The sequence below is a fragment of the Pontibacter sp. Tf4 genome, from assembly GCF_014212495.1.
GTDB lineage: Bacteria > Bacteroidota > Bacteroidia > Cytophagales > Hymenobacteraceae > Pontibacter.
The window spans coordinates 337606-358411 of the sequence record NZ_JACKZC010000007.1 but is presented as its reverse complement, the minus strand read 5'-3'; the positions used below and the strand labels follow the sequence as shown (position 1 = coordinate 358411).

Sequence of the window (20806 nt, the reverse complement as noted above, 5' to 3'; positions counted from 1 at the left end):
AGTATGAGACCCTGATCGATGCCGATGCGCTGCTGCTGGTAACTGAGTGGCCTGAGTTCCGTTCCCCGAACTTTACAGTGGCCAGCAAACTGATGAAAGACAAAGTAGTGTTTGACGGCCGTAACATTTACGATGCCAAAGAGCTCAACGAAAAAGGCTTCACCTACTATGGCATTGGCGTAAAACAGCCGGTTGAGCGGAATCTGAACACGCTAGCATAGCGCAAGCTTAAAGATTTTTGTATGCAAGCAGCAAAACGAGTGGCAACAAATACAGGGATTCTTTATGCTAAGCTAGGTATAACTATATTTATGACCCTCTTTTCTACAAGGCTGATATTGTTAGCCTTAGGAGCAGAAGATTTTGGTCTTTTTAATGTAGTAGGCGGGGCTGTAGCGATGCTTGGTTTCTTAAATTCTTCTATGACTGCTGCCACACAGCGTTTTATGTCCTATACTCAAGGAGCTGGCAAAATTGAAGATATAAAGCAAATATTTAATATAAGTATAATATTACATTTTGCCATAGCCTGCCTCGCAGTGTTTGTGCTCGAAATAGCAGGGTATTTTTTGTTTGATGGATTCCTAAATATACCTCCAGATAGGGTAGAAGCAGCTAAATTAGTATTTCAGTTTATGGTATTGAGTACTTTCTTTACTATAATATCTGTGCCCTATGACGCTGTCTTAAATGCTAGAGAAAATATGTTGTTCCTTGCTATCATAGGCATAGTTGAGGCAACTTTAAAACTGCTAATTGCTCTTTACATTACTCAAGCGAGCGGAGACAATTTAATTACCTTTGGTTTATTGATGGCTATTCTGCCATTTTTTCTTTTTCTAATTAGAGGGTTCTATTGTTTTAGAAATTATCAGGAATGTGAGATCAATTTCAGGTTGTACTTCGATAAGAAACTGATGAAGAAGATGTCTTCTTTTGCTGGTTGGTCATTATTATTTTCATCAACAGAAATAATATCTTCTCACGGTCAAGGAATTGTAATAAATGTATTTTTCGGTGCTATAGTAAATGCTGCCCAAGGAATTGCTATTCAGGTAAGAGGGCAATTATCAGTATTTGCATTAACAATGATTAAAGCACTAAATCCTATAATTGATAAGAGTGAAGGTAAAGGAGATCGGAACTTCATGCTAAACATGTCTATGATGGGAAGCAAGATTTCATTCTTTCTTATGATGCTATTTTTCATCCCTTTTATCATAGAAATGCCTTATATTTTAAAACTTTGGGTAAGAGATGTTCCAGAATTTACAATAGTGTTCTGTCAGCTTTTAATGGTCCGCAGTTTAATTGAACAGCTTTTTATAACTCTTAACTCATCAATATCCGCAGTCGGAGAAATTAAAAACTTTAGAATATTTGCCTCTGTACTAGCCAGTTTACCATTAATATTAAGTTATATAATGTATAGTTATGGGTACCCTGCTTATACTTTACACATTATATTTCTAGTCTATTCCATATTTGCTTCAATAAATACTTTATTCTTCGCAAATAAAATTTGTGGTCTTCCAGTAATATCATTTTTGAAGAATGTTGTATTAAAATGTGTGTGTGCATTTATTATAGTAGTTTTAATTTCCTCAATACCTATCTATGTTTTGCCAGAAGGTTTATATAGGATCTTTATTGTCGCTGTAATAAGTCTCATCACATACATGATAACAGTGTGGTATATAGGTTTACTAAAAGAGGAGCGTATTTATTTCAAAGATATTGTGGTTGAAACAGTTAAACGCTTTTTGTACAGAAATGAAAAGGCTGAAGACGAAACAAAGATGATATTAAAATAAAAGTTTCATTAACCCATACCATTACAATAATAAGCTATTTATTTCTGTCATTATTTACTAAATGATCCTTACTCCATCATATAATCAGACGCTAATACTGAGGTGTACATTAGTGGCCTTTGGAGTTATTCTTTTAATGCAGACTATTAATTCTGAAGTGTTTAAGGATTTAAAGTATGCGCTCTTAATTTTGCCATTAGTTCTAAAAATAGGGTTAAGAGTTAAAATACTCTATGATGATTCCTATCTAAGGAGCTTGTTATTACTTTTTATTGTGTTGTCATTAACTCAATTTATTTATATAGCTTTCACTAATACTTATTATAACGATAGGTTCTTCAAAGAGTGCTTTCTAATTATAGCGCCATGTGTAAGTGTATCATTAGTTTATCACAAAAAGCTAGCTGTTAAATCAATACAATTATTTACCATCCTATTTTATATCACTATTCTTGCATTTCTGCTGGAGACATATTTAGAAGGTAATTTAGGTGATTTATTCAATTTCTCTTTCCTCAATTTGGTAGCAAAACTTGTAATGTCAGATGCAAAGTTTGAGTCAACTACCAGTTTCATTTTCGGCTTATTTACCCTATTCTTTTTCTTTAAAAAACAAAAGTTGCATGGAATATTTGCCTTAATATTCCTCATACTGTCCTTTAAAAGAATAGCTATTTTAGGTGTATTTGCAGGATTATCTTTACATGTATTATTAAGGAAGAATTCTTTATTTAATCAACACGCAAAATTTATTTTTATTACAATAATTATAGTAATAAATTTTATCGTACCATTAATTCAAATACTAATTGCTACTGGCTCATTTGATGATATTGTTGAAAATTTGACTGGAATAACTGCAAACCATTTTACTCAAGGACGCCAGTATATATATGATGCGATTGTAGGAAAATTTGGATTGCCTTCTTTTACAGGAGAAGGGATAGGTTCGTTAAATTCTTACTTAATTAGTAAAGAGGATAATATCAATAATGTTCATTCCGATCTTTTGAAGAACTTGTATGAATTCGGATACATATTCTTTGCTCTTTGGGTCTTCTTCTTCTACGCTTTTCTCCTAAAAAGAAAACATATTGGAGCATTATGCCTGGCAATATATATTAATATTGTCTTTATTACGGATAATGTGATGATATATTATGAAGTTATGTTTGTCTATTATTTAATGATTGTGACCTTATTAGATGATGAATTTGTAAATCAATTGAAAAAAGTTCGTTCATCATTAATCGCTTTAATTATTAATAAATGTTAGCTCCTATTTTACTTTTTACCTATAAAAGGGTTGATTCACTGAAACAAACTATTGGTGCTTTACAAAGAAATAACTTAGTAACTGAATCAGACCTTTTTGTTTTTTCTGATGGAGCTAAAAATAAAAGTGATATAGATTTAGTAGACCAGGTAAGAACTTATCTAAGATCAATTTCAGGATTTAAAAGTATTACAATAAAAGAAGCACCTTCAAATTTAGGGCTTGCGAATTCTATTATTGCGGGTGTAAATGAAGTAATATCTGAATATGGTAAAGTGATTGTTCTTGAAGACGATCTACTTACAAGTGCTAATTTTTTGACCTTTATGAATCAGGCACTTGAGACTTTTCAAAATGATCCTAGAATATATTCAATATCAGGTTATACAGCTCCAATAAAGGTCCCGGCAGATTACCCTTTTGATAATTATTTTACCCGTAGGGCTTCTTCGTGGGGCTGGGCTACCTGGAAGGATAGATGGACAAATATTGACTGGGAAGTTTCAGATTACAGGGATTTTTCTCACAACTTAAAGGCGAGATACGAATTTAATAAAATGGGAAGTGATATGTCCCATATGTTATCGAAATACATGAATGGCAAAATTGATTCATGGGCTATTCGATGGTGCTATTATCAGTTTAAAATGAATACATTAAGTGTTTATCCAACTTTATCAAAGGTTTCGAACATTGGTTCAGGCCAATTAGCTACAAACACTAACGAAAAATATAATAGATTCACTTCATCAACTCTTGATACCACTAATACTTATAAGTTCATTTTTAATCAAGATGTAAAACTGGATAAAAGGTTTATAAAGCAGTTTGTGAAAATCTATAGTTTGAAGACAAGAATTTACTATAAAATCAAAAACATCTTAGGCTCAGGAAAAAGTCCAGACATAAGGGCAGGTGTTTAGTCAGCAAAAGATCAAATTTTAATTCAAAGTGCATTCCAAGATTCTTTTCATTCTTCACATTCCTCCCCCCGTGAATGGTGCGGCAATGGTCGGGCAGTTTATCAAACAAAGTAAAGTAATCAACACACAATTTGATGCTGATTATATTAATCTAACTACGTCTTTTAGCCTGGATAGAATTGGGAAGAGTGATATTAGGAAGTATTTAACTGTACTTCAGATCCAGGTTAAGATTCTAAAAGCACTGATTAATAGAAATTATGATCTTTGCTATATGAGCTTTACTGCTAAAGGAGCTGGTTTCTATAAGGACCTGTTTGTAGTAGCAATTCTTAAGCTTTTCCGGAAAAATATTATTTACCACTTTCACAATAAAGGCATTGCTAAAAGCAGTAAGAGTAGATTAAATAATTTATTATACCGGATTGCTTTCCGAAATACAAGAACCATCCTGTTATCTCCTCATCTATACAATGATGTGGCAGGTTATGTAGATAAAAAGGATGTGTATTTTTGCGCTAATGGTATTCCTGAAACCGAGAGTGAGAAAAATCCAACAAGAACAATAATGCAACCCTGTAAACTATTATTTCTCTCCAATATGATGGAGGAGAAAGGTGTACTCGTTCTGTTGGAGGCTTGTAAATTATTAAAAGATAAAGGGCTTGATTTTGAATGCCATTTTGTTGGTGCTTGGTCTGATATTTCCGAAGAGATGTTTACAGCAACTGTACAAGAATATAACATCCAAGAAAATATTTTTGCATATGGTAAAAAGTTGAATGGCGACAAAAAAGCTTTTCTACAGCAAGCTGATATTTTTATTCTTCCAACTAATAATGATTGCTTCCCTCTTGTTCTTTTAGAAGCAATGGAGTACGGTTTACCTGTTATATCAACGCCTGAAGGAGGAATTCCGGACATAGTTGTGAATGGTGAAAATGGCTTTCTGGTGCCCCAACGGGATGTAAAAGCGCTGGTCGATAAACTGAGTATCTTGATGCAGGAACCAGACTTAAGAACTAAAATGGGCGCTGCTGGCCGGAAAAGGTATGAAGAGTTTTTCACGCTTGGAAAGTTTGAACAAAACATGGCGGAAATTTTAGAAGATGCCATCGCTCATAAAAACTGTAATCGTCAGAATTCTTGGTACTCTAAATGAGACTATGCGACTTTTCTGCCTATATATCTACTTAAGAATTCAATGTAAATGGCCTACTTATAGTATCTGTTCTTTTGAGCCTGTAGTTAGACTTAATAACTCTGATATCTATTTACCTTTACAAGGTATTTTAACCCATATTATTTGATAAACTTTTACTTTGCCCTCTTCTACTAATGAAACAAGCTCTAACAATTGATTGTATGGGCTATCCTGTATTTGCAGATAGTTTACATGCCTTACCCAGTTACCAAAAAGTTCTTATAAATACAATCAATCAATACTCTTATTGCATAGCAGAAAGAGATGCAGATCTCAAGAGCGCTCTTGTAGAATCTGATGTTTTGCTCCCGGATGGGATTGGTATCGTAGCAGCAGCTAAATTTATAGGAGGAAATAAGGTATCCAAAATTGCCGGAGCTGAACTGCATTTGCATTTATTAAAAGAATTGGAAAAAAAAGGGGGCAAATGTTTTTATTTAGGTTCTTCTGAAGAAACTCTTACTAAAATTAAAAACCGGCTGGCAGTAGAATTTCCTTCTATTACAGTGGGCACATATTCACCTCCTTACAAGCCTGCTTTTTCTGATGAGGACAATGAGGAGATGCTTTTTAGAATTAATGTCTTCAGACCCGATGTATTGTTTGTAGGTATGACAGCTCCAAAACAGGAAAAATGGGCCCACAAACACAAAGAATTTCTGGATACCAACATGATCTGTTCGATAGGTGCGGTATTCGACTTTTATGCTGGAACAATTGATAGACCAGGTAAATATTGGATAAAATTGGGGTTAGAGTGGTTGGGGAGGTTAGTGAAAGAGCCTAAGCGCATGTGGAAACGATATCTCTATTATGGGGTGGTTTTTGGCTACTATTTATTGTTGCAGAAGTATAGACAACTGATCGGCACATCTGCAGTTAAACCTACACAAGGTGAAAGAAGAACTCTACAAAATAATTAGTCGGTTCAGAGGGAAACTCATGCAGCTTTAAAGGCTACTTTTATCAAACAATTAGTCATATAGTTAGCACATTTTCGGACCATACTCACTCATAAGATACTATTCTCTGCTTTGCCCGATTGCAGGTCTGTCTCTATAGAGTTTTAAATAAAAAGTTTACTGTACTAATTATAAGTATCTATATAAAAATATAGTAATCTTTACTAACTTTAGCAAGTTGCTGCGCCCCTTAGTGCTATTACCTTTGCTATGATTTACAAATATTCCAAGCTATCTAAAGGACTTAATATTTTTATTGATTTTTTTCTGTTAAATCTGACCCTCTACATTGGGTATTTATTTGAATATCCTGATCACCTTGGACAGAATATTACAGAAGATCATAAGCTTGATTTCTTGCTGCTAAACCTCATATGGTTTTACTGCGCGAGTATAAATAAGCTTTATGAAGATATTTTTCAGCGTGATGCAATCCCTACTATTAAAGTTACACTAAGAGCGTTAGGCTTATACTTAATGATATGCCTTTTGCTGAAACTATCTCTCCTGCATTTTGATCTTACAAATGATTCAATACTTGTTTCATTTACAGCTTTCCTAATATTTTTACTGTTATGGAAAACGCTGTTCCTACTAATCAGAAGGCCTACGCGTTGGTCGCTGGTAAAGTATAAAAAAATTGTTATTCTAGGTGCAGGATCACTTGGGGCAGACCTTTATAACTACCTTAAAAATAATAAGCAGCTAGGCTATAAAGTTGTAGGTTTCTTTGATGACAATGTAATAGCAAGACATCCAGGCTCGAAAATATTTGGTAAAATAGATGAGTGTCTGGATTTTGTGGAAGAGCATAAGATTGATGAGGTATATTGTGCCTTACCTGATGTAGAAGAGAAGAAGATAAAAAAACTGATACATGATGCTGATAAGCGACTTATACGCTTTAAGTTAGTACCTGAAGTGCGGGACTACCGTAAAAACTTTAATGTTGAGCTTTATGGGCATTTACCCATACTTACACCTCGTAGAGAACCGCTGCAGGATAAAGCCAATGAAGTTATCAAACGTGTTTTTGATATCGTATTTTCTTTTACAGTAATAGTTTTTTTCCTGAGCTGGTTTATGCCACTGATGGCCTTAATTATAAAATTAGATTCTAAGGGGCCTGTATTTTTCAGACAATTGCGCTCAGGAAAAGATAATAGACCTTTCTATTGTCTCAAGTTTAGAAGCATGTATGTTAACGGGGACGCTGACAAAGAGCAGGCCCGTAAAGGTGACGCGCGTATAACACGTGTGGGAGCTTTTATGAGAAAAACCAGTATTGATGAACTGCCACAATTCTTTAACGTGCTTATGGGTGATATGTCAGTAGTTGGGCCAAGACCACATATGCTCAAACATACTAAAGATTACTCCAACCTGATTGATAAATTTATGGTACGCCACTTCTTAACACCTGGTATAACAGGTTGGGCACAGGTAAATGGTTTCAGAGGCGAAACTACTAACCCGGAGAGCATGGAGAAAAGAGTTGAAGCAGATATCTGGTACCTGGAAAATTGGTCATTCCTACTTGATTTAAAAATCGTGGTATTGACTACCTGGAATGCTATTAAAGGTGAAGAAAATGCCTTCTAAATAAACTATAGGTTGTTTAAAACAAAAGCTCCTGCCATAGTTGCAGGAGCTTTTGTTTTAAATCCACTGCACCTTCTCACTAAGCGGTGTATTCCGCTTTCCTTCACCCGCATAGTTCGCAGCGTAGCCCAGGTACAGAATACCTAATACAACGTCTTCTTCTCGTAAGCCAAGCACTTCTTTCATGGCAGGGTGGTAGGCCATACCGCCGGAACCCCAGTAACTGGCAATGCCTAAAGCAGTAGCGCCAAGCAGCAGGTTTTGAATGGCGCAGGAGGTAGCAGCAATTTCTTCCAGAACAGGAATCTTGGGCAGGTCTCCGCGGCGCATATAGGCAACTATAATATGCGATGACTTATCGCCCATGTGCAGCAGTTTCTCATACTTTTCTGGCTGGTACTTATCTTCGGGAGCTTGCTGTTTATATAGTTCAGCATGTTGCTGACAGAACTGGGCTACTTTGTCGCCTGCATAAACTATAAAGCGCCAAGGTTCCGTATGGCCGTGGGTAGGAGCCCAATCGGCAAGTTCTAACAGTTGGTGTATCTGCTCATCCGGTACTTTCTGCCCATTCATTTTAGGCGGCTTGGTAGTACGCCTGAGCTTTATAATGGTAGCAAGTTGAGAAAAATCCATATTCATTGGTTAATTATGCAGCACAGTGCTGTTGTTCGGTTCAGGTAAGCCGTTCAGCCACTCAATCGCGTCTTTTTCGTTTTCAAACATCTTTATTTCGAGCAGATTGCCGATACGCTGGTGCAGCTGATGAAAGGACATTTGCCCGTACACACCAGGTGCCAGTACTTGTGCCATGTAGCGTAAACCCAGTGTTACAGCAGCCGGCGTCCAGTACGTCGATATCCAGTCGGTGGCAATATCCCATGGCCCGATCAACTCTTTGTGGCTGTTCAATAACTTTGCACACGCTTGCTCTTTCATCAAATCCAGGTAAGCATAGCCGCCTCTTCGCACGGTATCAAGGTCCTGCCTGCCAACCCAATGGGCAAAAATGTAAGCATTCTCAGATACGCGTTCGTAGTAAAGGAAAACGTCGCCGTTGCTTTTCTTTAAATTATGTGTGAGCATTAAACTATAGTTGTGCTTTTATAAACCGGAGCAAAGTTATGGTTGGCTTTTGCAACGTTGTAACTATAACCGGAACAAGAACAGAAGGTTATTACTAAAAACAAAAACGCCCGATCCATAAATATTGTGAATCGGGCGTTTTGCAGCTATTGTTATTTCAACTTCAGGTCTGTCAGGATCTGCTGAATTTTAGCATCCAGTTTCAGCTCTACGGCATAAAAATCTTCTTTAGATTTTAACGGCTCGTTAACGCTGATGTAGAACTTGATCTTCGGTTCTGTACCGGATGGGCGGGCAGAGATTTTGCTGCCATCTTCAGTCAGATACTGCAGCACGTTAGAACTCTCTAAACCAAGCTGGCTTACTTCGCCGGTAACCAGGTTTCGGCGGGCACTTATCTTGTAGTCGCTGATTTCAACAACCTTAGAACCGGCTATAGTTTGCGGCGGGTTGCTGCGCATATCAGCCATCATCTGCTGAATTTCTTCAGCGCCGCGCTGCCCTTTTTTGGTGAATGATACCAGTTCTTCCTTGTAGAAATTGTACTTGGTATACATCTCTACCATCATCTCGAACAGGCTCTGGCCGTTGTCTTTTGCTACTGCAGCCATTTCCGCGATCAAGGCGCATGCCGAGATGCCGTCTTTGTCGCGCACGAAATCACCGATCATGTAGCCGTAACTTTCTTCGCCACCGCCAATGTAGATTTCCTTGCCTTCCAGTTCACGGATCTTCTCAGCGATGTACTTAAAGCCGGTCAGGGTCTCATAGTGCTTTACGCCGTAGCTTTTGGCAATGTCGTTGATCAGGTCGGTGGTAACTATAGTTTTAACGATGAATTCTTTGCCGGTCAGTTTGCCAGCTTTCTGCCATGCCTGCAGCAGGTAGTTTATCAGCAAAGCACCGGTCTGGTTTCCGTTCAGCAGGATAAATTCGCCTTTGTCATTCTTCACAGCGATGCCCACGCGGTCAGAGTCCGGGTCAGTCGCGAAAACAATGTCAGCATCAATTTCTTTGGCTTTGTTCAGAGCCAGGGTCATGGCTTCCTTTTCTTCCGGGTTCGGGTAAACCACCGTCGGGAAGTTGCCATTTGGCTCAGCCTGCTCTTCTACCACATGCACATTGCTAAAGCCAAAGCGTTTTAACACTTCCGGTACCAGCGTAATACCTGTACCGTGTATAGACGAATAAACGATCTTCAGATCATGCTGGCGCTTGATGGCATCCTGCGAAATGGAAAGTCCCAGCACTTTCATGATGTAGGCTTCGTCCATTTCAGGACCCAGCAGGTGAATGTTGTTTGGCTTTGGCTCAAACTTAACTTCGTCGATGCTGGTGATCTTGTTTACTTCGGCGATGATATTCTTGTCGTGCGGGGCAGTTACCTGTGCACCATCGTTCCAGTACACTTTGTAGCCATTATATTCTTTCGGGTTATGCGATGCCGTAACCACCACACCACTCTGGCAACCCAAATGGCGGATAGCAAACGAAAGCTGTGGCGTAGGGCGAAGCGCCTGGAACAGGTACACTTCAATATCATTAGCCGAGAAAATATCAGCAGCAATGCGGGCAAATACATCGGAGTTGTTGCGGCAGTCGTGTGCAATGGCCACTTTTACGCGCTCTCCCGGGAAGTTCTGCTTAAGGTAATTGCAAAGGCCTTGTGTAGCCATGCCCAGCGTATAACGGTTCATGCGGTTGCTGCCTGCACCCATAATGCCGCGCAGTCCGCCAGTACCAAATTCCAGGTCACGGTAAAAAGCATCTGATAGCGCTTCGTGCTCGTTACGCTCCAGTAACCCGTTTATTTCTGCTTTGGTAGCTTCGTCGTAGTTTCCGTTCAGCCAGCCATTTATCTTTTCTTGAATTGCAGGTTCAATCATAGTTGGTTGTTGTGTTGTATTCATGGTAATGGTAGGGACAAAAAATCACACCAGCCCTTACAGTAACAGCGTACTTCGGGAAGAACTGGTGTGATATAGTTATATCAAGATAAAGTAATTTTAGCTCGGTTTTACACCGGGCTATACTTTAAAATCGGCTTAAAGGTTACCACGCAGGGCCTGCTCACGCTCAATGGCTTCGAACAAGGCTTTGAAGTTTCCTTTACCAAACGACTTGGCTCCTTTACGCTGGATGATCTCGTAGAATACGGTAGGTCGGTCTTCTACAGGCTTGGTGAAGATCTGTAACAGATAGCCTTCGTCGTCGCGGTCAACTAGGATATTGAGTTTGCGCAGGTCTGCCATGTCTTCGTCGATGTGGCCGATGCGCTCGATCAGGTCTTCGTAATACACTTCCGGTACTTTCAGGAATTCTACCCCACGGCGGCGCAGTTCGGCTACTGTATGCAGAATATCGTTGGTAGCAACGGCAATGTGCTGCACACCCGGGCCACGGTAAAACTCCAGGTACTCGTCAATCTGCGACTTTTTCTTACCTTCAGCCGGCTCGTTTATCGGGAATTTAATGTAACCGTTACCGTTCGATACTACTTTAGACATAAGGGCCGAGTACTCAGTGCTGATGTCTTCGTCGTCGAAAGTAAGGAGCAGTTTAAAGCCCATCACATCTTCGTAAAACTTCACCCACTCATTCATGCGACCCAGTTCCACGTTACCAACGCAATGGTCTACATACTTCAGACCAACCGGCTCTACCTGCAACTCCGATGTACGCGCTACATAACCCGGCATAAACACACCGTTATAGTTCTTGCGCTCTACAAACGTATGGATTGTATCGCCATAGGTATGGATAGAAGCGACTTTTACTTCACCAAACTCGTCGGTTATCGTTTTAGGCTCCATAGCTGGTTTAGCACCGCGCGCTACGGTTCCGCGGAAAGATTCTTCAGCATCATCTACCCACAGGGCCAGTACTTTTACGCCATCGCCGTGCTGGTGCACATGCTGGGCAATTTCAGAATCCGGGTTAATGGCAGTGGTAAGCACCAGGCGGATTTTCTCCTGCTGTAGCACATACGATGCTCTGTCGCGCACGCCGGTTTCGGGGCCGGCATAAGCTACCAGCTTAAAACCGAAGGCTGTTTGGTAAAAATGCGCAGCCTGCTTGGCATTGCCTACATAAAACTCAATATGGTCGGTACCGTTCAGAGGAAGGATATCTTTAGCTATAGTTTCGGAGGTTAATGTGTTGGTATTCATAGTCTGCTGTAAATTTTTAATAAAGTATTACGTAAAAATACAGCTTTTACCGGTTTATCAAAACCTGAACGGCATCTGGTAAATTATCAACGGTAATGTTTGCAATTGCTGCAGCATGTTTTCAACTTTGTAGAAATCAAACAGAAGCTATGGACGCGAATACGCTGAACAAAGACCTTGTTGCTATCTTACAGAAGAAAGAAGAGCTGAACAAGCTGGACTATAACGATGCACGCTACGACGATGTAGAAGAAGAACTGCACGATCTGGAAGACGATTTTAACGAAACGTACGGCGATTACCTTGAAGATGTACTGGAAGATGTGCACGGCAAAATAAAGTCGGATGCTGATATTTTACTGCCAACCGCTTACATTGCCAGCTCGCTGGATGGTAAAGAACTGGAAGAAGGCGAAGAATCTGAAGGCGTTTGGGTGGAGTCGGATAAATTTCCGGGAGTAGAGATGCGCCTGGTGCTGGTTGCTAACCCGCCACGCGTGCTGCTTATCCTGTCAGACCAAGAACGCGTACTTTGGACTGCTGAATAATTTTACAGGTAACAGTAATCAGTTACCTTTCTATAGTTGCCGCACTTGCCGAGGCTTTAGCCAGGGTGGGTGCGGCAATTTTTTATAGTTGATTGGTGTTGGATTTTGGCTATATTGTGATAGGTTTTTGTAACGTCACATTGTTAAATCAACTACGGCCAAAGGACTAATAACCGGAATAACTCCTGTTACACTATAGTTGTGCTGCATACTCTTAAATAGAAATAAAAAAATGGTCAGGTATTTATTCATTCATGCTGCAACTACAATAGTTGCCTTTATGATCTGGATAACCAGTACCAGTTTACCTGGGGGTGAAGTCGGAATGGCACCATTTATTTTAGGTCTTGTGCTTATAATTCAGTTATTTATCGGAATGGTGCTGGCGCTTATTTTCAGGAAGTATCTCATAGAAAGAAGACAGAAAATAGTAGGATTGACTGTTTACTTTATTCTATACGAACTGATATTTTTTGCAATAGATGGACAACTGTCAATAGTTAGTGCTTTTGGTAAAGGCTGGTCAAGTGAAGTTTATATTGCATATTCACTCTCATCAATAATAGCTTATATTGTTGCTTTGGCTATTCTGTTAACAAAAGAACTAAAGGCTTCAGGAACATCTCATAAAAACTAAAAAAGCACGATAGCACAACAAAGTTTATACCTTATGCTTCGGCTACTCCTCGCACAAGGTATACACGAGCACGCTACAATCCTAAAATATGATAAAACGACTTCTCCTACCCCTGCTCTGTTTCTCGTCAACTATAGCCTTCGCGCAAGACACCATCAAATCAGACCTGTACCTGAAGGTGGTGGAAGTGATGAAACGAGACCTTAACTATAGCTACGATGCTACCAGCAACAAAAGACCGGAACCAAAACCTGATACAGTTGCTGTAAAGGAACGGAAACCCGGCATTTATGATGCTGTTCCCCTCGTGTTAAATCCTTCGCCTGTAATTATAGTAGATGGAAGGCCGGGAAATATGAAACACCTGAATAACTATAGTTTAGCCGATGTGGAAACTATAAAAACCGAGCAGGGAGCAAAAGCAATGGCACTTTACGGCCAGCGGGCTAAACCGGGAGTAGTTTTTATAACCACCAAAAAAGGCAGCAGGAAGTAACCTATATTTGCATACATTTTAAACTATAGCATGAAACAACTTTTACTTTTAGCCTTTACCTTATTTGCCTCCTTCACTGCCTTTGCCCAGATCAGCTTAGAAGATTCCACCGTGCAGGTTATCGGGTACTGGGACAAGAACGAAACGCAGACCTACATCATCACCAACGAAAAGTACAGAGTTACCGGCACCGATACCACCAAACGCGAGTTCTCGAAGTACGAGGTAGATGTAACTATAAAAGACTCCACGGCCAATTCCTATACCATTGAGTGGGCTTACCGCGGCATACAGATGGACACGGATAACCAGTTCACAAAAGAGCTGGCCAAGGTCTCCGAAAACCTGAGCGTGATCTTCAAAACAGATGAAATGGGCGCTTTTCAGGAAGTGGTGAACTGGAAAGAGATCCGGGATGAAATAAAGAAAGGCACGACACACCTGCGTCAGGAATTCAAGCACATCCCGAAGATAAACGAGATAATAGACCAGGTAGAGAGCACCTTTACGACAAGAGAAGCCATAGAGGCAGCTGCCATTAAAGATATACAGCAGTTTTATACCTACCACGGCGGCAGGTACCAGATGGGGCAGGAGATTACGGGCCAGCTAGAGGTGGCTAACCTGTATGGTGGCAAACCATTTAAAGCCGATGTTTCCATTTTGCTGGATGAACTGAACGGCGAAGAGGACAACGCCATTCTCCGGATGTGGCAAACTATAGATAGCAAGCAACTTACAGAAGCAACGGTCGCTTACCTGGGCAAAATGTCGAAAGCGGTGGGCGCGGCAAAACCGGATCTGAGCAGAATGCCTCCGCTGCAACACGAAACCAGAGTAGCCTCACGCATTCATGGCTCGGGGTGGGTTATCTATAGTATCGAAACAAAAGAAGTGAGCGCCGAAAACACGTTAGCGTTTGAAGAACGAATTATTGAGATAAAATAAGTGTTGGGGTAAAAGTAGTATGCTGCTGAGGCAGTGTATCTTATCAGTATTTATCCGTATATTGGTTTCAGGTTCAGTGTTTTGTTAAACTAAAGGCAGATAAAATACGAACGAAATAATTCCGCACAACAAAAAGACGTAATATGAAGATCACATCGCAGATAGCAGTAGCAGCTTTGTTTTTTGGATTAGTGAGTTGCTCTGATTCCGCTAAAACGGAAAATACTACAACAACTACAGCGCCGGCTGCAACAGCACCTGCTACAGCCACACCAAACCAGGCTGCAACACCTGCCACTACGGTTGCCCTTAACCCGCCGCACGGCGAGCCCAACCACCGCTGCGATATAGAAGTTGGCGCTCCGCTGGATTCGCCACCGAAGCCAAATTTAAGTGCACCGGTACCGGCCTTTACGCCTTCAACCAGCACGGTAGCTCCGGGTACTAACCCTCCGCACGGCCAGCCTGGCCACGACTGCGGTATACCGGTAGGGGCTCCGCTTACAAAAAAGTAATCAGTCAACTATAGCATTGCCGAAGCAAAAAGGGGCAGCCGATCTACATCGGCTGCCCCTTTTCTTTACCTATAAACTAAACTATAGTTTAGTAACCTGATTTCTGGAGAACTTAGCCCTCGCTCGCGGGACGCAAGCGAAGGCTAATCTATAGTTTAAATTAATATCCTAATTTCTGGCGAACACGCTGCAGTACCGGCGTGGCAATAGCTTTTGCTTTTTCGGCCCCTTCATGTAATTTTTTGTCCAGTTCGGGCAGGTTGTTCATATAGAAATTAAACAGCTCGCGCTCTTTGCTGTACTTCGTGATGATCTTCTCGTAAAGTGCCTGCTTGGCGTGACCGTAACCGTAGCCACCAGCCAGGTAATTCTGGCGCATGGTCTCTACCTCCTCGGGGGTAGCCAGCAAACTATAGATCTTGAAAGTCGTGTCGTCGTCCGGGTTCTTTGGCTCTTCCAGCGGCGTGCTATCGGTTACAATGCTCATAATAACCTTTCGCAGCGGCTTGTCGGCTTCAAAAATATCAATGATGTTGCCATACGATTTGCTCATCTTCTCGCCATTGATGCCGGGTATTGTCATGATCTTTTCATCCGTCTTGGCTTCCGGCAATACAAAAGTTTCGCCGTAGATGTGGTTAAACGAGCTGGCAATGTCGCGGGTAATTTCCAGGTGTTGTATCTGGTCTTTGCCTACGGGCACAAAGTTGGCATCGTACATTAAAATGTCGGCAGCCATCAACACCGGGTACGTAAACAAACCGGCATTCACATCCGCTAATCCACGTCGGCTCGATTTATCTTTAAACGAATGGGCATTGGCCAGCATCGGGAAAGGCGCAAAGCAGTTCAGGTACCAGCTCAGTTCCGTTACCATCGGCACATCCGACTGGCGGTATAATATGTGTCTGTCGGTATCCAGGCCCATGGCCAGCCAGGCAGCAGCTACCGAGTAGGTGTTGTGTTTCAGAACTTCGGCATCGCGGATGGTCGTCAGCGAGTGCAGGTCGGCTATAAAGTAAAGCGCTTCCTGGTCTGCCGTTTCAGAGAACGCTATAGCAGGGCAAATTGCGCCCAGCAGGTTGCCGAGGTGTGGCCGGCCGGTGCTTTGTATGCCGGTAAGGTATCGTGCCATAAAATCAGAATTGCGTTAAAGCTGCAAATTAATGCAAATAGCTTAAAATGCCCATTAAAATTGCAGATACGCAACTATAGTTTGAGCAGACTATAGTTGCCCAACAAACTATAGTTGCTATAATTTAGGAGGTAGCCAGGTGAGGTTCTGTTCTCTTTTTGCGCAGCGAGTTTGCATTGGAAAGCACAATGGCCACCAGTATCAGAATAACGCCTGCCCACTGCACTGGCAGCACCTGCTCCTGCAATACCATACTCGACATCAGTACGGCCACTGGCAGCTCGGCAGAGCTAAGTATAGCACTCAGGCCTAAGCCAATTTTCGGGATACCATAGGCAAAGCACAAGGGCGGCACTACCGTACCAAAAACCGAAAGTACCAATCCCCATTTAAAAAGACCGTTGGTTAGTGCGCCGTTTACCAGGAAAACCGGCGGGAAAATAATGAATACAAGGGTACAGGCACCTGTCAGCAGCAACGCACTTTTGGTAGCAGGGTGCAGGTTATTGCCAGCAGCGCCGTTTATCATTAAAAAGAACGTGTAGCAAAGTGCAGCCAGTAACCCAAAACCGATGCCCGTTAAGTTTATATCCTGAAAAGAGCCCGAGAACAGATTGCCGGCAAAAGCAGTGCCCAGCAGCACAAGCAAAACAGTGCCAACTTGCAGTAATGTAGGGAGTTTGCGTTTTATGATGGAGTCCAGCACAAGGCTCATCCAGGTAAACTGCATGAGCAGCAGGATGGCAATAGAAGCCGGAACAAGCTGAACACATTTGTAATAGAAGATGCTTACAAGCCCCGTGGTGGTGCCCATAGCCATAAGTTGGAGGACTTCCTTAAGCGATGCACTGTTGCCGCGGCCACTAAACAGCCTGCGCAACAGCACGATCACCCAAAGAATAATCAACCCAAAAAATACCTGAGTGCCAGTTACATCACCCAAGGTAAAGCCTTCGCTATATGCTAATTTTACGAACGTCGAAAGAATCCCGAAGCTACACGCTCCGCACAGCACAAAAGCTATTCCTCTGAACATAGGATTGCCTTTTAAATAAACAACAAAATTTTAAAATAGAGATAGGGCAGATGTCGCCCCAAAGCGGGTAAGCCGGGTACTCTTACAGGTCGTGCAGAACGTAGCCTGTGATAAAAATTTGTGTATGTGCTAAATGTGCAGTCATTATTTTTAATCGGGGTGCAAACATAGGGCAAGAATTTTAAGATTCAAACAATTTTAGTCTTTTATTTTTTTATCCTGTGTTATAGATTACCTGCTTTTAAGGGCAGTGTATAGTTTGCTATAGGTAGGAGTTGGTATGTGCAGCTGTTCGCCAAGTTTTACTACATATCCCGTCAACGAGTCTACTTCGGTGTTTTTTCCTTTCTGGTAGTCGCTGTGCATAGAGGAGGTGGTGTCGTAAGGCAGTCTGGCCATTCTGTCGGTGATGGCGTTGTTGCTGTCGTCACTAAACACGATTCCTTTGGCTTGTGCTACCTGTTTCAGCTCAGTTAAGAGCGCGAAGAGTAGCTCCAGGTGTTTCGGGTCAGCTAAAATACCGCCTATGCTGGTATCTAAGTAGGAGGTGAGCGTGGCTATAGTTGAGATGAAGAGAAACTTCTCCCAGATGGTCTGCTGTATGTTAGGCGACAAAGTGGCATTGATACCGGCTTCTTTAAAGATCTGCATTGCTGCCTCAAGCTTTGCGGCGGTGCCATCTGCAGCCCCGAAAAAAAGCGCATGCTGGCTACCGGTGACCGTTACCAGCCCCGGAGCAGTTAACCTGGACACAATGTACACACAGCCATCCCATACTTCGTTTTCAGGATAAACGGTCTTAATTCTTTCGCGGCTGTCTATGCCGTTCAGGAGTGGAAGGATAACGGTATGCGGGCCAATGCAGGGACTTAGTTGTTCTATATTCTGCTCCAGGTCATAACTTTTGGTGCAGCAGATCAGCAGGTCAACTTCGCCTACCAGCGCCGGGTCAGATGTAACCAGTTTGGGAATAGCTGTAAACGCGCCAGCCGGGCTTTCTACCTTCAACCCTTGTTGCCTGATAACCGATTCGTTTTCGCCACGTGCTATAAAGTTTACTTCTACTTCACCGGAAGCCTGGTAGTGTTTTGCCAGCATGCCGCCAAAAAAGCCACCAACGCCTCCTATGCCCGTAATTGCTATCTTCATCAGTTATTCCCTTTTTATAGTTAGCTATAGTTTAAAGTTACGTCTCACTTTCTACGGCAGCTTCCTCTATCAGGTCGTCGGCCTGTCGTTTTCCTAAATACCCATCTATCAGAAAATGGGCTACATACAACACCGGTGTAAGCAGAATGGCCACACAAAATTTATAGATATAGTTGATAGCCGCTACCGATAAGACCTGCTCCAGTGTCCAGTTTCCGAACACAAAGAAAGCGATGAACAGCACCACCAGGCTATCGATGAGCTGCGACACCAACGTGGAGCCTGTGGCACGAAGCCATATCTTTTTATGGCCGGTATACTTGCGCAGCCAATGGAAAACCGACGCATCCAGCAGCTGAGAGACCAGAAATGCAGCTACCGAACCGATGATGATGCCCAAGCCCTGCCGGTAAATAGAGCTAAATGCATAATCGATGTTGAACGGGTTGCCTTTCGGGTCGGTGCTGTTAATGTCGAGCCAGAACTGGGCCGGTGGCAGACCGGTAACTATAGTTATCACCAGGAAGGCATAGAGGATAAGGATAACCGTGAGGATGCTTACCTTTTTAACACCCTGTTTCCCGAAGTACTCGTTGATGATGTCGGTGGTAACAAATACAACTGGCCAGATGATAACGCCGGCCGTGAGGTTAAAATCGAGCTTGCTGCCCAGTATATTCAGCTGCGCGCCCGGTAAACCAAACAGTGCTTCTCCCGAAAATATCTTCACCCCGATAAGCTCTGCCAGCAAGGCATTGGATATAAATATTCCACTCAGGACCAGAAACAGGTTGGTATGTTTTTTCTCCAGCGGGGTAATGGCAGCGCTCATAGGTGGTGGCTTATATTTGAGGAATAGCAGGTAAACAGGAAAGTAAATTTATAGTTTCCGGAGCAGTGTGCAAACCAGAAATATGATAGTTACTGCTGTGCCGGTTCCGGCAACCTTTCCTGCACACTGAAAATACTGCCTTCGGTAGCCAGGTCTGTTTTAGGAAAGATAGCCTGCGCTTCGGTGAGCAGGGGCGTAAGGTCTTTGTAACGCACCGAAAAGTGGCCCAGCAGCAAATGGCGGACCTCGGCGGCGGCGGCCATTTCGGCAGCTTGTTTTGCCGTACTATGGAAGGTCTGGTTGGCGCGCTCTTCCATGTCGCTCATAAAAGTGGCTTCGTGGTAGAGCAGGTCTGCGTGATGCAGGTAAGGCAACAGGTCGGGTTTATATCGGCTATCGGAGCAGTAGGCGTAACTGCGGCTGCGTTTCGGCTCCATGGTCACTTCCCTGTTTGCCAGCAACAGGTTGCCTTGTTCGTCTTTAATGTCTTCGCCCCATTTCAGGCGCACCAGTTGTGGCGGGGTAAGGTAAGGCGGCAGCTTTTCTTTTATAAGCGAACGTGTCTTCTGTTTCTCTCTGAAAATAAACCCGCAGGTAGGTACCCGGTGCTCCATAGGTATGGTGTGCACGGTTATCTGTTTGTCCTCAAAAATCTTTTTGTAGCACGTAGTATCCAGCTCATGGAAAATAAGCTTAAAGTTCAGGTTAGTGCCGGAGTACTTGAATTGCAGGCTAAGGATCTCGGAAAGGCCGGGTGGACCAAAAAGATGAAGAGGAGACTGCCTGCCCTGCAGGTGCATGGTGGAAAGCAGCCCGGCAAGCCCAAAGTAATGGTCGCCGTGCAGGTGGCTAATGTAGATATTGCAAATGCGCTGATGCTTTATCTTGTATTGCATCAGCTGCATTTGCGTACCTTCTCCGCAGTCTATCAGGTGCAGTTGGTTACCAATGGTAAGTACCTGTGCGGTATGATGTCTGTTTGCCGAAGGTGTGGCCGACGAACTACCCAATATCCTGAGTTCGAAATCCACGATCGGCGGGTGTGCTTAGTCTTCTTTATTTGTCAGATCCTGCTCAATCTCGTGCAGGAAAACGCGGTCGATCGCTTCTTCTACAGTTGGCAGAATGTTCAGTACTGACTCCAGTTTCGAAATAGAGATCAGCTTCATAACGTGGTCCTGCAGGCTGGTCAGGATAAGCAAACCATTAGATGAGTTGCAAAGTCTGTTCGCGATCAGGATGGAGCTAAGGCCGGAAGAGTCAGTATATTTAACATTATTCATGTCCAGAATCAGGTTGGTGATCCCTTCGGCGTTCAACTTCACAAACTCAGACTTCAGGTCCGGAGCTATTGAAGTATCCAGCTTTTTCTCGTCTATCGTGATTATAGTATAGTTCTCTTTCTTATCAATCGTGTACTTCATAGATCTACCAATAAGGATTTATATGCGAATGTACCAAAATATACATTAA

22 protein-coding genes are annotated in these 20806 nt (G+C 42.3%); 12 read left to right on the top strand and 10 right to left on the bottom strand.

Annotation, left to right across the window (positions count from 1 at the left end; translation table 11 throughout):
- The 7 genes from H7F15_RS13840 to H7F15_RS13810 form a co-directional block, all read left to right on the top strand.
- Nucleotides 1–221 (top strand): UDP binding domain-containing protein (locus tag H7F15_RS13840; RefSeq protein ID WP_255481247.1); only part of this gene is annotated, 221 nt, incomplete at its 5' end.
- Nucleotides 222–242: 21 nt separating this feature from the next.
- Entirely contained in the window at nucleotides 243–1814 is a 1572-nt protein-coding gene (locus H7F15_RS13835; RefSeq protein ID WP_185197566.1) for an MATE family efflux transporter, read from the top strand.
- A gap of 61 nt (nucleotides 1815–1875) precedes the next feature.
- Nucleotides 1876–3090 carry an O-antigen ligase family protein gene (locus H7F15_RS13830; protein ID WP_185197565.1) on the top strand — a complete coding sequence of 405 codons (1215 nt, stop codon included), beginning with the start codon at nucleotides 1876–1878 and terminating at the stop codon, nucleotides 3088–3090.
- The gene (locus tag H7F15_RS13825) at nucleotides 3084–4013 is read left to right on the top strand and encodes a sugar transferase (protein ID WP_185197564.1); all 930 of its coding nucleotides are present in this window, start codon (nucleotides 3084–3086) and stop codon (nucleotides 4011–4013) included. Before H7F15_RS13830 ends, H7F15_RS13825 begins: the two co-directional genes overlap by 7 nt.
- 28 nt (nucleotides 4014–4041) lie before the next feature.
- The gene (locus tag H7F15_RS19670; RefSeq protein ID WP_221627072.1) at nucleotides 4042–5175 is read left to right on the top strand and encodes a glycosyltransferase; all 1134 of its coding nucleotides are present in this window, start codon (nucleotides 4042–4044) and stop codon (nucleotides 5173–5175) included.
- A gap of 176 nt (nucleotides 5176–5351) precedes the next feature.
- Nucleotides 5352–6140: a WecB/TagA/CpsF family glycosyltransferase gene (locus tag H7F15_RS13815; RefSeq protein WP_255481246.1), complete on the top strand. Its 789-nt coding sequence runs from the start codon at nucleotides 5352–5354 to the stop codon at nucleotides 6138–6140.
- Between the two features lie 249 nt (nucleotides 6141–6389).
- The gene (locus H7F15_RS13810) at nucleotides 6390–7781 is read left to right on the top strand and encodes an undecaprenyl-phosphate glucose phosphotransferase (protein ID WP_185197563.1); all 1392 of its coding nucleotides are present in this window, start codon (nucleotides 6390–6392) and stop codon (nucleotides 7779–7781) included.
- A 57-nt stretch (nucleotides 7782–7838) separates the two neighbouring features.
- Here the strand turns inward: H7F15_RS13810 and H7F15_RS13805 are convergent, their stop codons facing one another.
- From H7F15_RS13805 to hppD, 4 genes are all read right to left on the bottom strand, one after another.
- Nucleotides 7839–8417 carry a nitroreductase gene (locus H7F15_RS13805; RefSeq protein WP_255481245.1) on the bottom strand — a complete coding sequence of 193 codons (579 nt, stop codon included), beginning with the start codon at nucleotides 8415–8417 and terminating at the stop codon, nucleotides 7839–7841.
- A gap of 9 nt (nucleotides 8418–8426) precedes the next feature.
- The gene (locus tag H7F15_RS13800; RefSeq protein ID WP_185197561.1) at nucleotides 8427–8867 is read right to left on the bottom strand and encodes a hypothetical protein; all 441 of its coding nucleotides are present in this window, start codon (nucleotides 8865–8867) and stop codon (nucleotides 8427–8429) included.
- 152 nt (nucleotides 8868–9019) lie between these two features.
- Nucleotides 9020–10777: a phospho-sugar mutase gene (locus H7F15_RS13795; protein ID WP_255481244.1), complete on the bottom strand. Its 1758-nt coding sequence runs from the start codon at nucleotides 10775–10777 to the stop codon at nucleotides 9020–9022.
- A gap of 135 nt (nucleotides 10778–10912) precedes the next feature.
- On the bottom strand, nucleotides 10913–12007 hold the full coding sequence (hppD, locus tag H7F15_RS13790; protein WP_185197586.1) for a 4-hydroxyphenylpyruvate dioxygenase: 1095 nt from the start codon (nucleotides 12005–12007) through the stop codon (nucleotides 10913–10915).
- 179 nt (nucleotides 12008–12186) lie between these two features.
- On the opposite strand from hppD, the gene H7F15_RS13785 reads away from it, so the two are divergent.
- The 5 genes from H7F15_RS13785 (at nucleotide 12187) to H7F15_RS13765 (ending at nucleotide 15181) form a co-directional block, all read left to right on the top strand.
- Nucleotides 12187–12585 (top strand): hypothetical protein, encoded by a 399-nt coding sequence (locus H7F15_RS13785; protein ID WP_163913478.1) that lies wholly within the window; start codon nucleotides 12187–12189, stop codon nucleotides 12583–12585.
- 280 nt (nucleotides 12586–12865) lie between these two features.
- Entirely contained in the window at nucleotides 12866–13222 is a 357-nt protein-coding gene (locus tag H7F15_RS13780) for a hypothetical protein (RefSeq protein WP_185197560.1), read from the top strand.
- A gap of 88 nt (nucleotides 13223–13310) precedes the next feature.
- A complete protein-coding gene (locus H7F15_RS13775) occupies nucleotides 13311–13718 on the top strand; it encodes a hypothetical protein (RefSeq protein ID WP_185197559.1) in 408 nt (135 codons plus the stop codon).
- Between the two features lie 30 nt (nucleotides 13719–13748).
- A complete protein-coding gene (locus tag H7F15_RS13770) occupies nucleotides 13749–14666 on the top strand; it encodes a hypothetical protein (protein WP_185197558.1) in 918 nt (305 codons plus the stop codon).
- A 143-nt stretch (nucleotides 14667–14809) separates the two neighbouring features.
- Nucleotides 14810–15181 carry a hypothetical protein gene (locus H7F15_RS13765; RefSeq protein ID WP_185197557.1) on the top strand — a complete coding sequence of 124 codons (372 nt, stop codon included), beginning with the start codon at nucleotides 14810–14812 and terminating at the stop codon, nucleotides 15179–15181.
- Between the two features lie 160 nt (nucleotides 15182–15341).
- On the opposite strand, the gene trpS is transcribed toward H7F15_RS13765, so the two are convergent.
- The 6 genes from trpS to H7F15_RS13735 all read right to left on the bottom strand — a co-directional run bounded on the left by trpS (nucleotide 15342) and on the right by H7F15_RS13735 (nucleotide 20757).
- Nucleotides 15342–16316, bottom strand: a complete 975-nt coding sequence (trpS, locus tag H7F15_RS13760; protein ID WP_185197556.1) for a tryptophan--tRNA ligase — start codon at nucleotides 16314–16316, stop codon at nucleotides 15342–15344.
- 124 nt (nucleotides 16317–16440) lie between these two features.
- Nucleotides 16441–17352 carry a DMT family transporter gene (locus H7F15_RS13755; RefSeq protein ID WP_185197555.1) on the bottom strand — a complete coding sequence of 304 codons (912 nt, stop codon included), beginning with the start codon at nucleotides 17350–17352 and terminating at the stop codon, nucleotides 16441–16443.
- Between the two features lie 231 nt (nucleotides 17353–17583).
- The gene (locus H7F15_RS13750) at nucleotides 17584–18501 is read right to left on the bottom strand and encodes a ketopantoate reductase family protein (protein ID WP_185197554.1); all 918 of its coding nucleotides are present in this window, start codon (nucleotides 18499–18501) and stop codon (nucleotides 17584–17586) included.
- Between the two features lie 37 nt (nucleotides 18502–18538).
- Nucleotides 18539–19333: a queuosine precursor transporter gene (locus H7F15_RS13745; protein WP_185197553.1), complete on the bottom strand. Its 795-nt coding sequence runs from the start codon at nucleotides 19331–19333 to the stop codon at nucleotides 18539–18541.
- A gap of 89 nt (nucleotides 19334–19422) precedes the next feature.
- Nucleotides 19423–20364, bottom strand: coding sequence for a ribonuclease Z (locus H7F15_RS13740; protein WP_185197552.1), 942 nt, complete (start codon nucleotides 20362–20364; stop codon nucleotides 19423–19425).
- Nucleotides 20365–20379: 15 nt separating this feature from the next.
- Entirely contained in the window at nucleotides 20380–20757 is a 378-nt protein-coding gene (locus H7F15_RS13735; protein WP_185197551.1) for an STAS domain-containing protein, read from the bottom strand.
- Nucleotides 20758–20806 lie beyond the last annotated feature (49 nt).

What these genes read in the sequence shown, in the direction of transcription:
- trpS (WP_185197556.1), bottom strand. Translation starts at nt 16,316, where the DNA reads ATGGCACGATACCTTACCGGCATACAAAGCACCGGCCGGCCACACCTC.
- H7F15_RS13745 (WP_185197553.1), bottom strand. Translation starts at nt 19,333, where the DNA reads ATGAGCGCTGCCATTACCCCGCTGGAGAAAAAACATACCAACCTGTTT.
- H7F15_RS13780 (WP_185197560.1), top strand. Translation starts at nt 12,866, where the DNA reads ATGATCTGGATAACCAGTACCAGTTTACCTGGGGGTGAAGTCGGAATG.
- H7F15_RS13815 (WP_255481246.1), top strand. Translation starts at nt 5,352, where the DNA reads ATGAAACAAGCTCTAACAATTGATTGTATGGGCTATCCTGTATTTGCA.
- H7F15_RS13810 (WP_185197563.1), top strand. Translation starts at nt 6,390, where the DNA reads ATGATTTACAAATATTCCAAGCTATCTAAAGGACTTAATATTTTTATT.
- H7F15_RS13805 (WP_255481245.1), bottom strand. Translation starts at nt 8,417, where the DNA reads ATGGATTTTTCTCAACTTGCTACCATTATAAAGCTCAGGCGTACTACC.
- H7F15_RS13735 (WP_185197551.1), bottom strand. Translation starts at nt 20,757, where the DNA reads ATGAAGTACACGATTGATAAGAAAGAGAACTATACTATAATCACGATA.
- H7F15_RS13775 (WP_185197559.1), top strand. Translation starts at nt 13,311, where the DNA reads ATGATAAAACGACTTCTCCTACCCCTGCTCTGTTTCTCGTCAACTATA.
- H7F15_RS13800 (WP_185197561.1), bottom strand. Translation starts at nt 8,867, where the DNA reads ATGCTCACACATAATTTAAAGAAAAGCAACGGCGACGTTTTCCTTTAC.
- H7F15_RS13830 (WP_185197565.1), top strand. Translation starts at nt 1,876, where the DNA reads ATGATCCTTACTCCATCATATAATCAGACGCTAATACTGAGGTGTACA.
- H7F15_RS13750 (WP_185197554.1), bottom strand. Translation starts at nt 18,501, where the DNA reads ATGAAGATAGCAATTACGGGCATAGGAGGCGTTGGTGGCTTTTTTGGC.
- H7F15_RS13825 (WP_185197564.1), top strand. Translation starts at nt 3,084, where the DNA reads ATGTTAGCTCCTATTTTACTTTTTACCTATAAAAGGGTTGATTCACTG.
- H7F15_RS13785 (WP_163913478.1), top strand. Translation starts at nt 12,187, where the DNA reads ATGGACGCGAATACGCTGAACAAAGACCTTGTTGCTATCTTACAGAAG.
- H7F15_RS13765 (WP_185197557.1), top strand. Translation starts at nt 14,810, where the DNA reads ATGAAGATCACATCGCAGATAGCAGTAGCAGCTTTGTTTTTTGGATTA.
- H7F15_RS13755 (WP_185197555.1), bottom strand. Translation starts at nt 17,352, where the DNA reads ATGTTCAGAGGAATAGCTTTTGTGCTGTGCGGAGCGTGTAGCTTCGGG.
- H7F15_RS13835 (WP_185197566.1), top strand. Translation starts at nt 243, where the DNA reads ATGCAAGCAGCAAAACGAGTGGCAACAAATACAGGGATTCTTTATGCT.
- H7F15_RS13795 (WP_255481244.1), bottom strand. Translation starts at nt 10,777, where the DNA reads ATGAATACAACACAACAACCAACTATGATTGAACCTGCAATTCAAGAA.
- H7F15_RS13770 (WP_185197558.1), top strand. Translation starts at nt 13,749, where the DNA reads ATGAAACAACTTTTACTTTTAGCCTTTACCTTATTTGCCTCCTTCACT.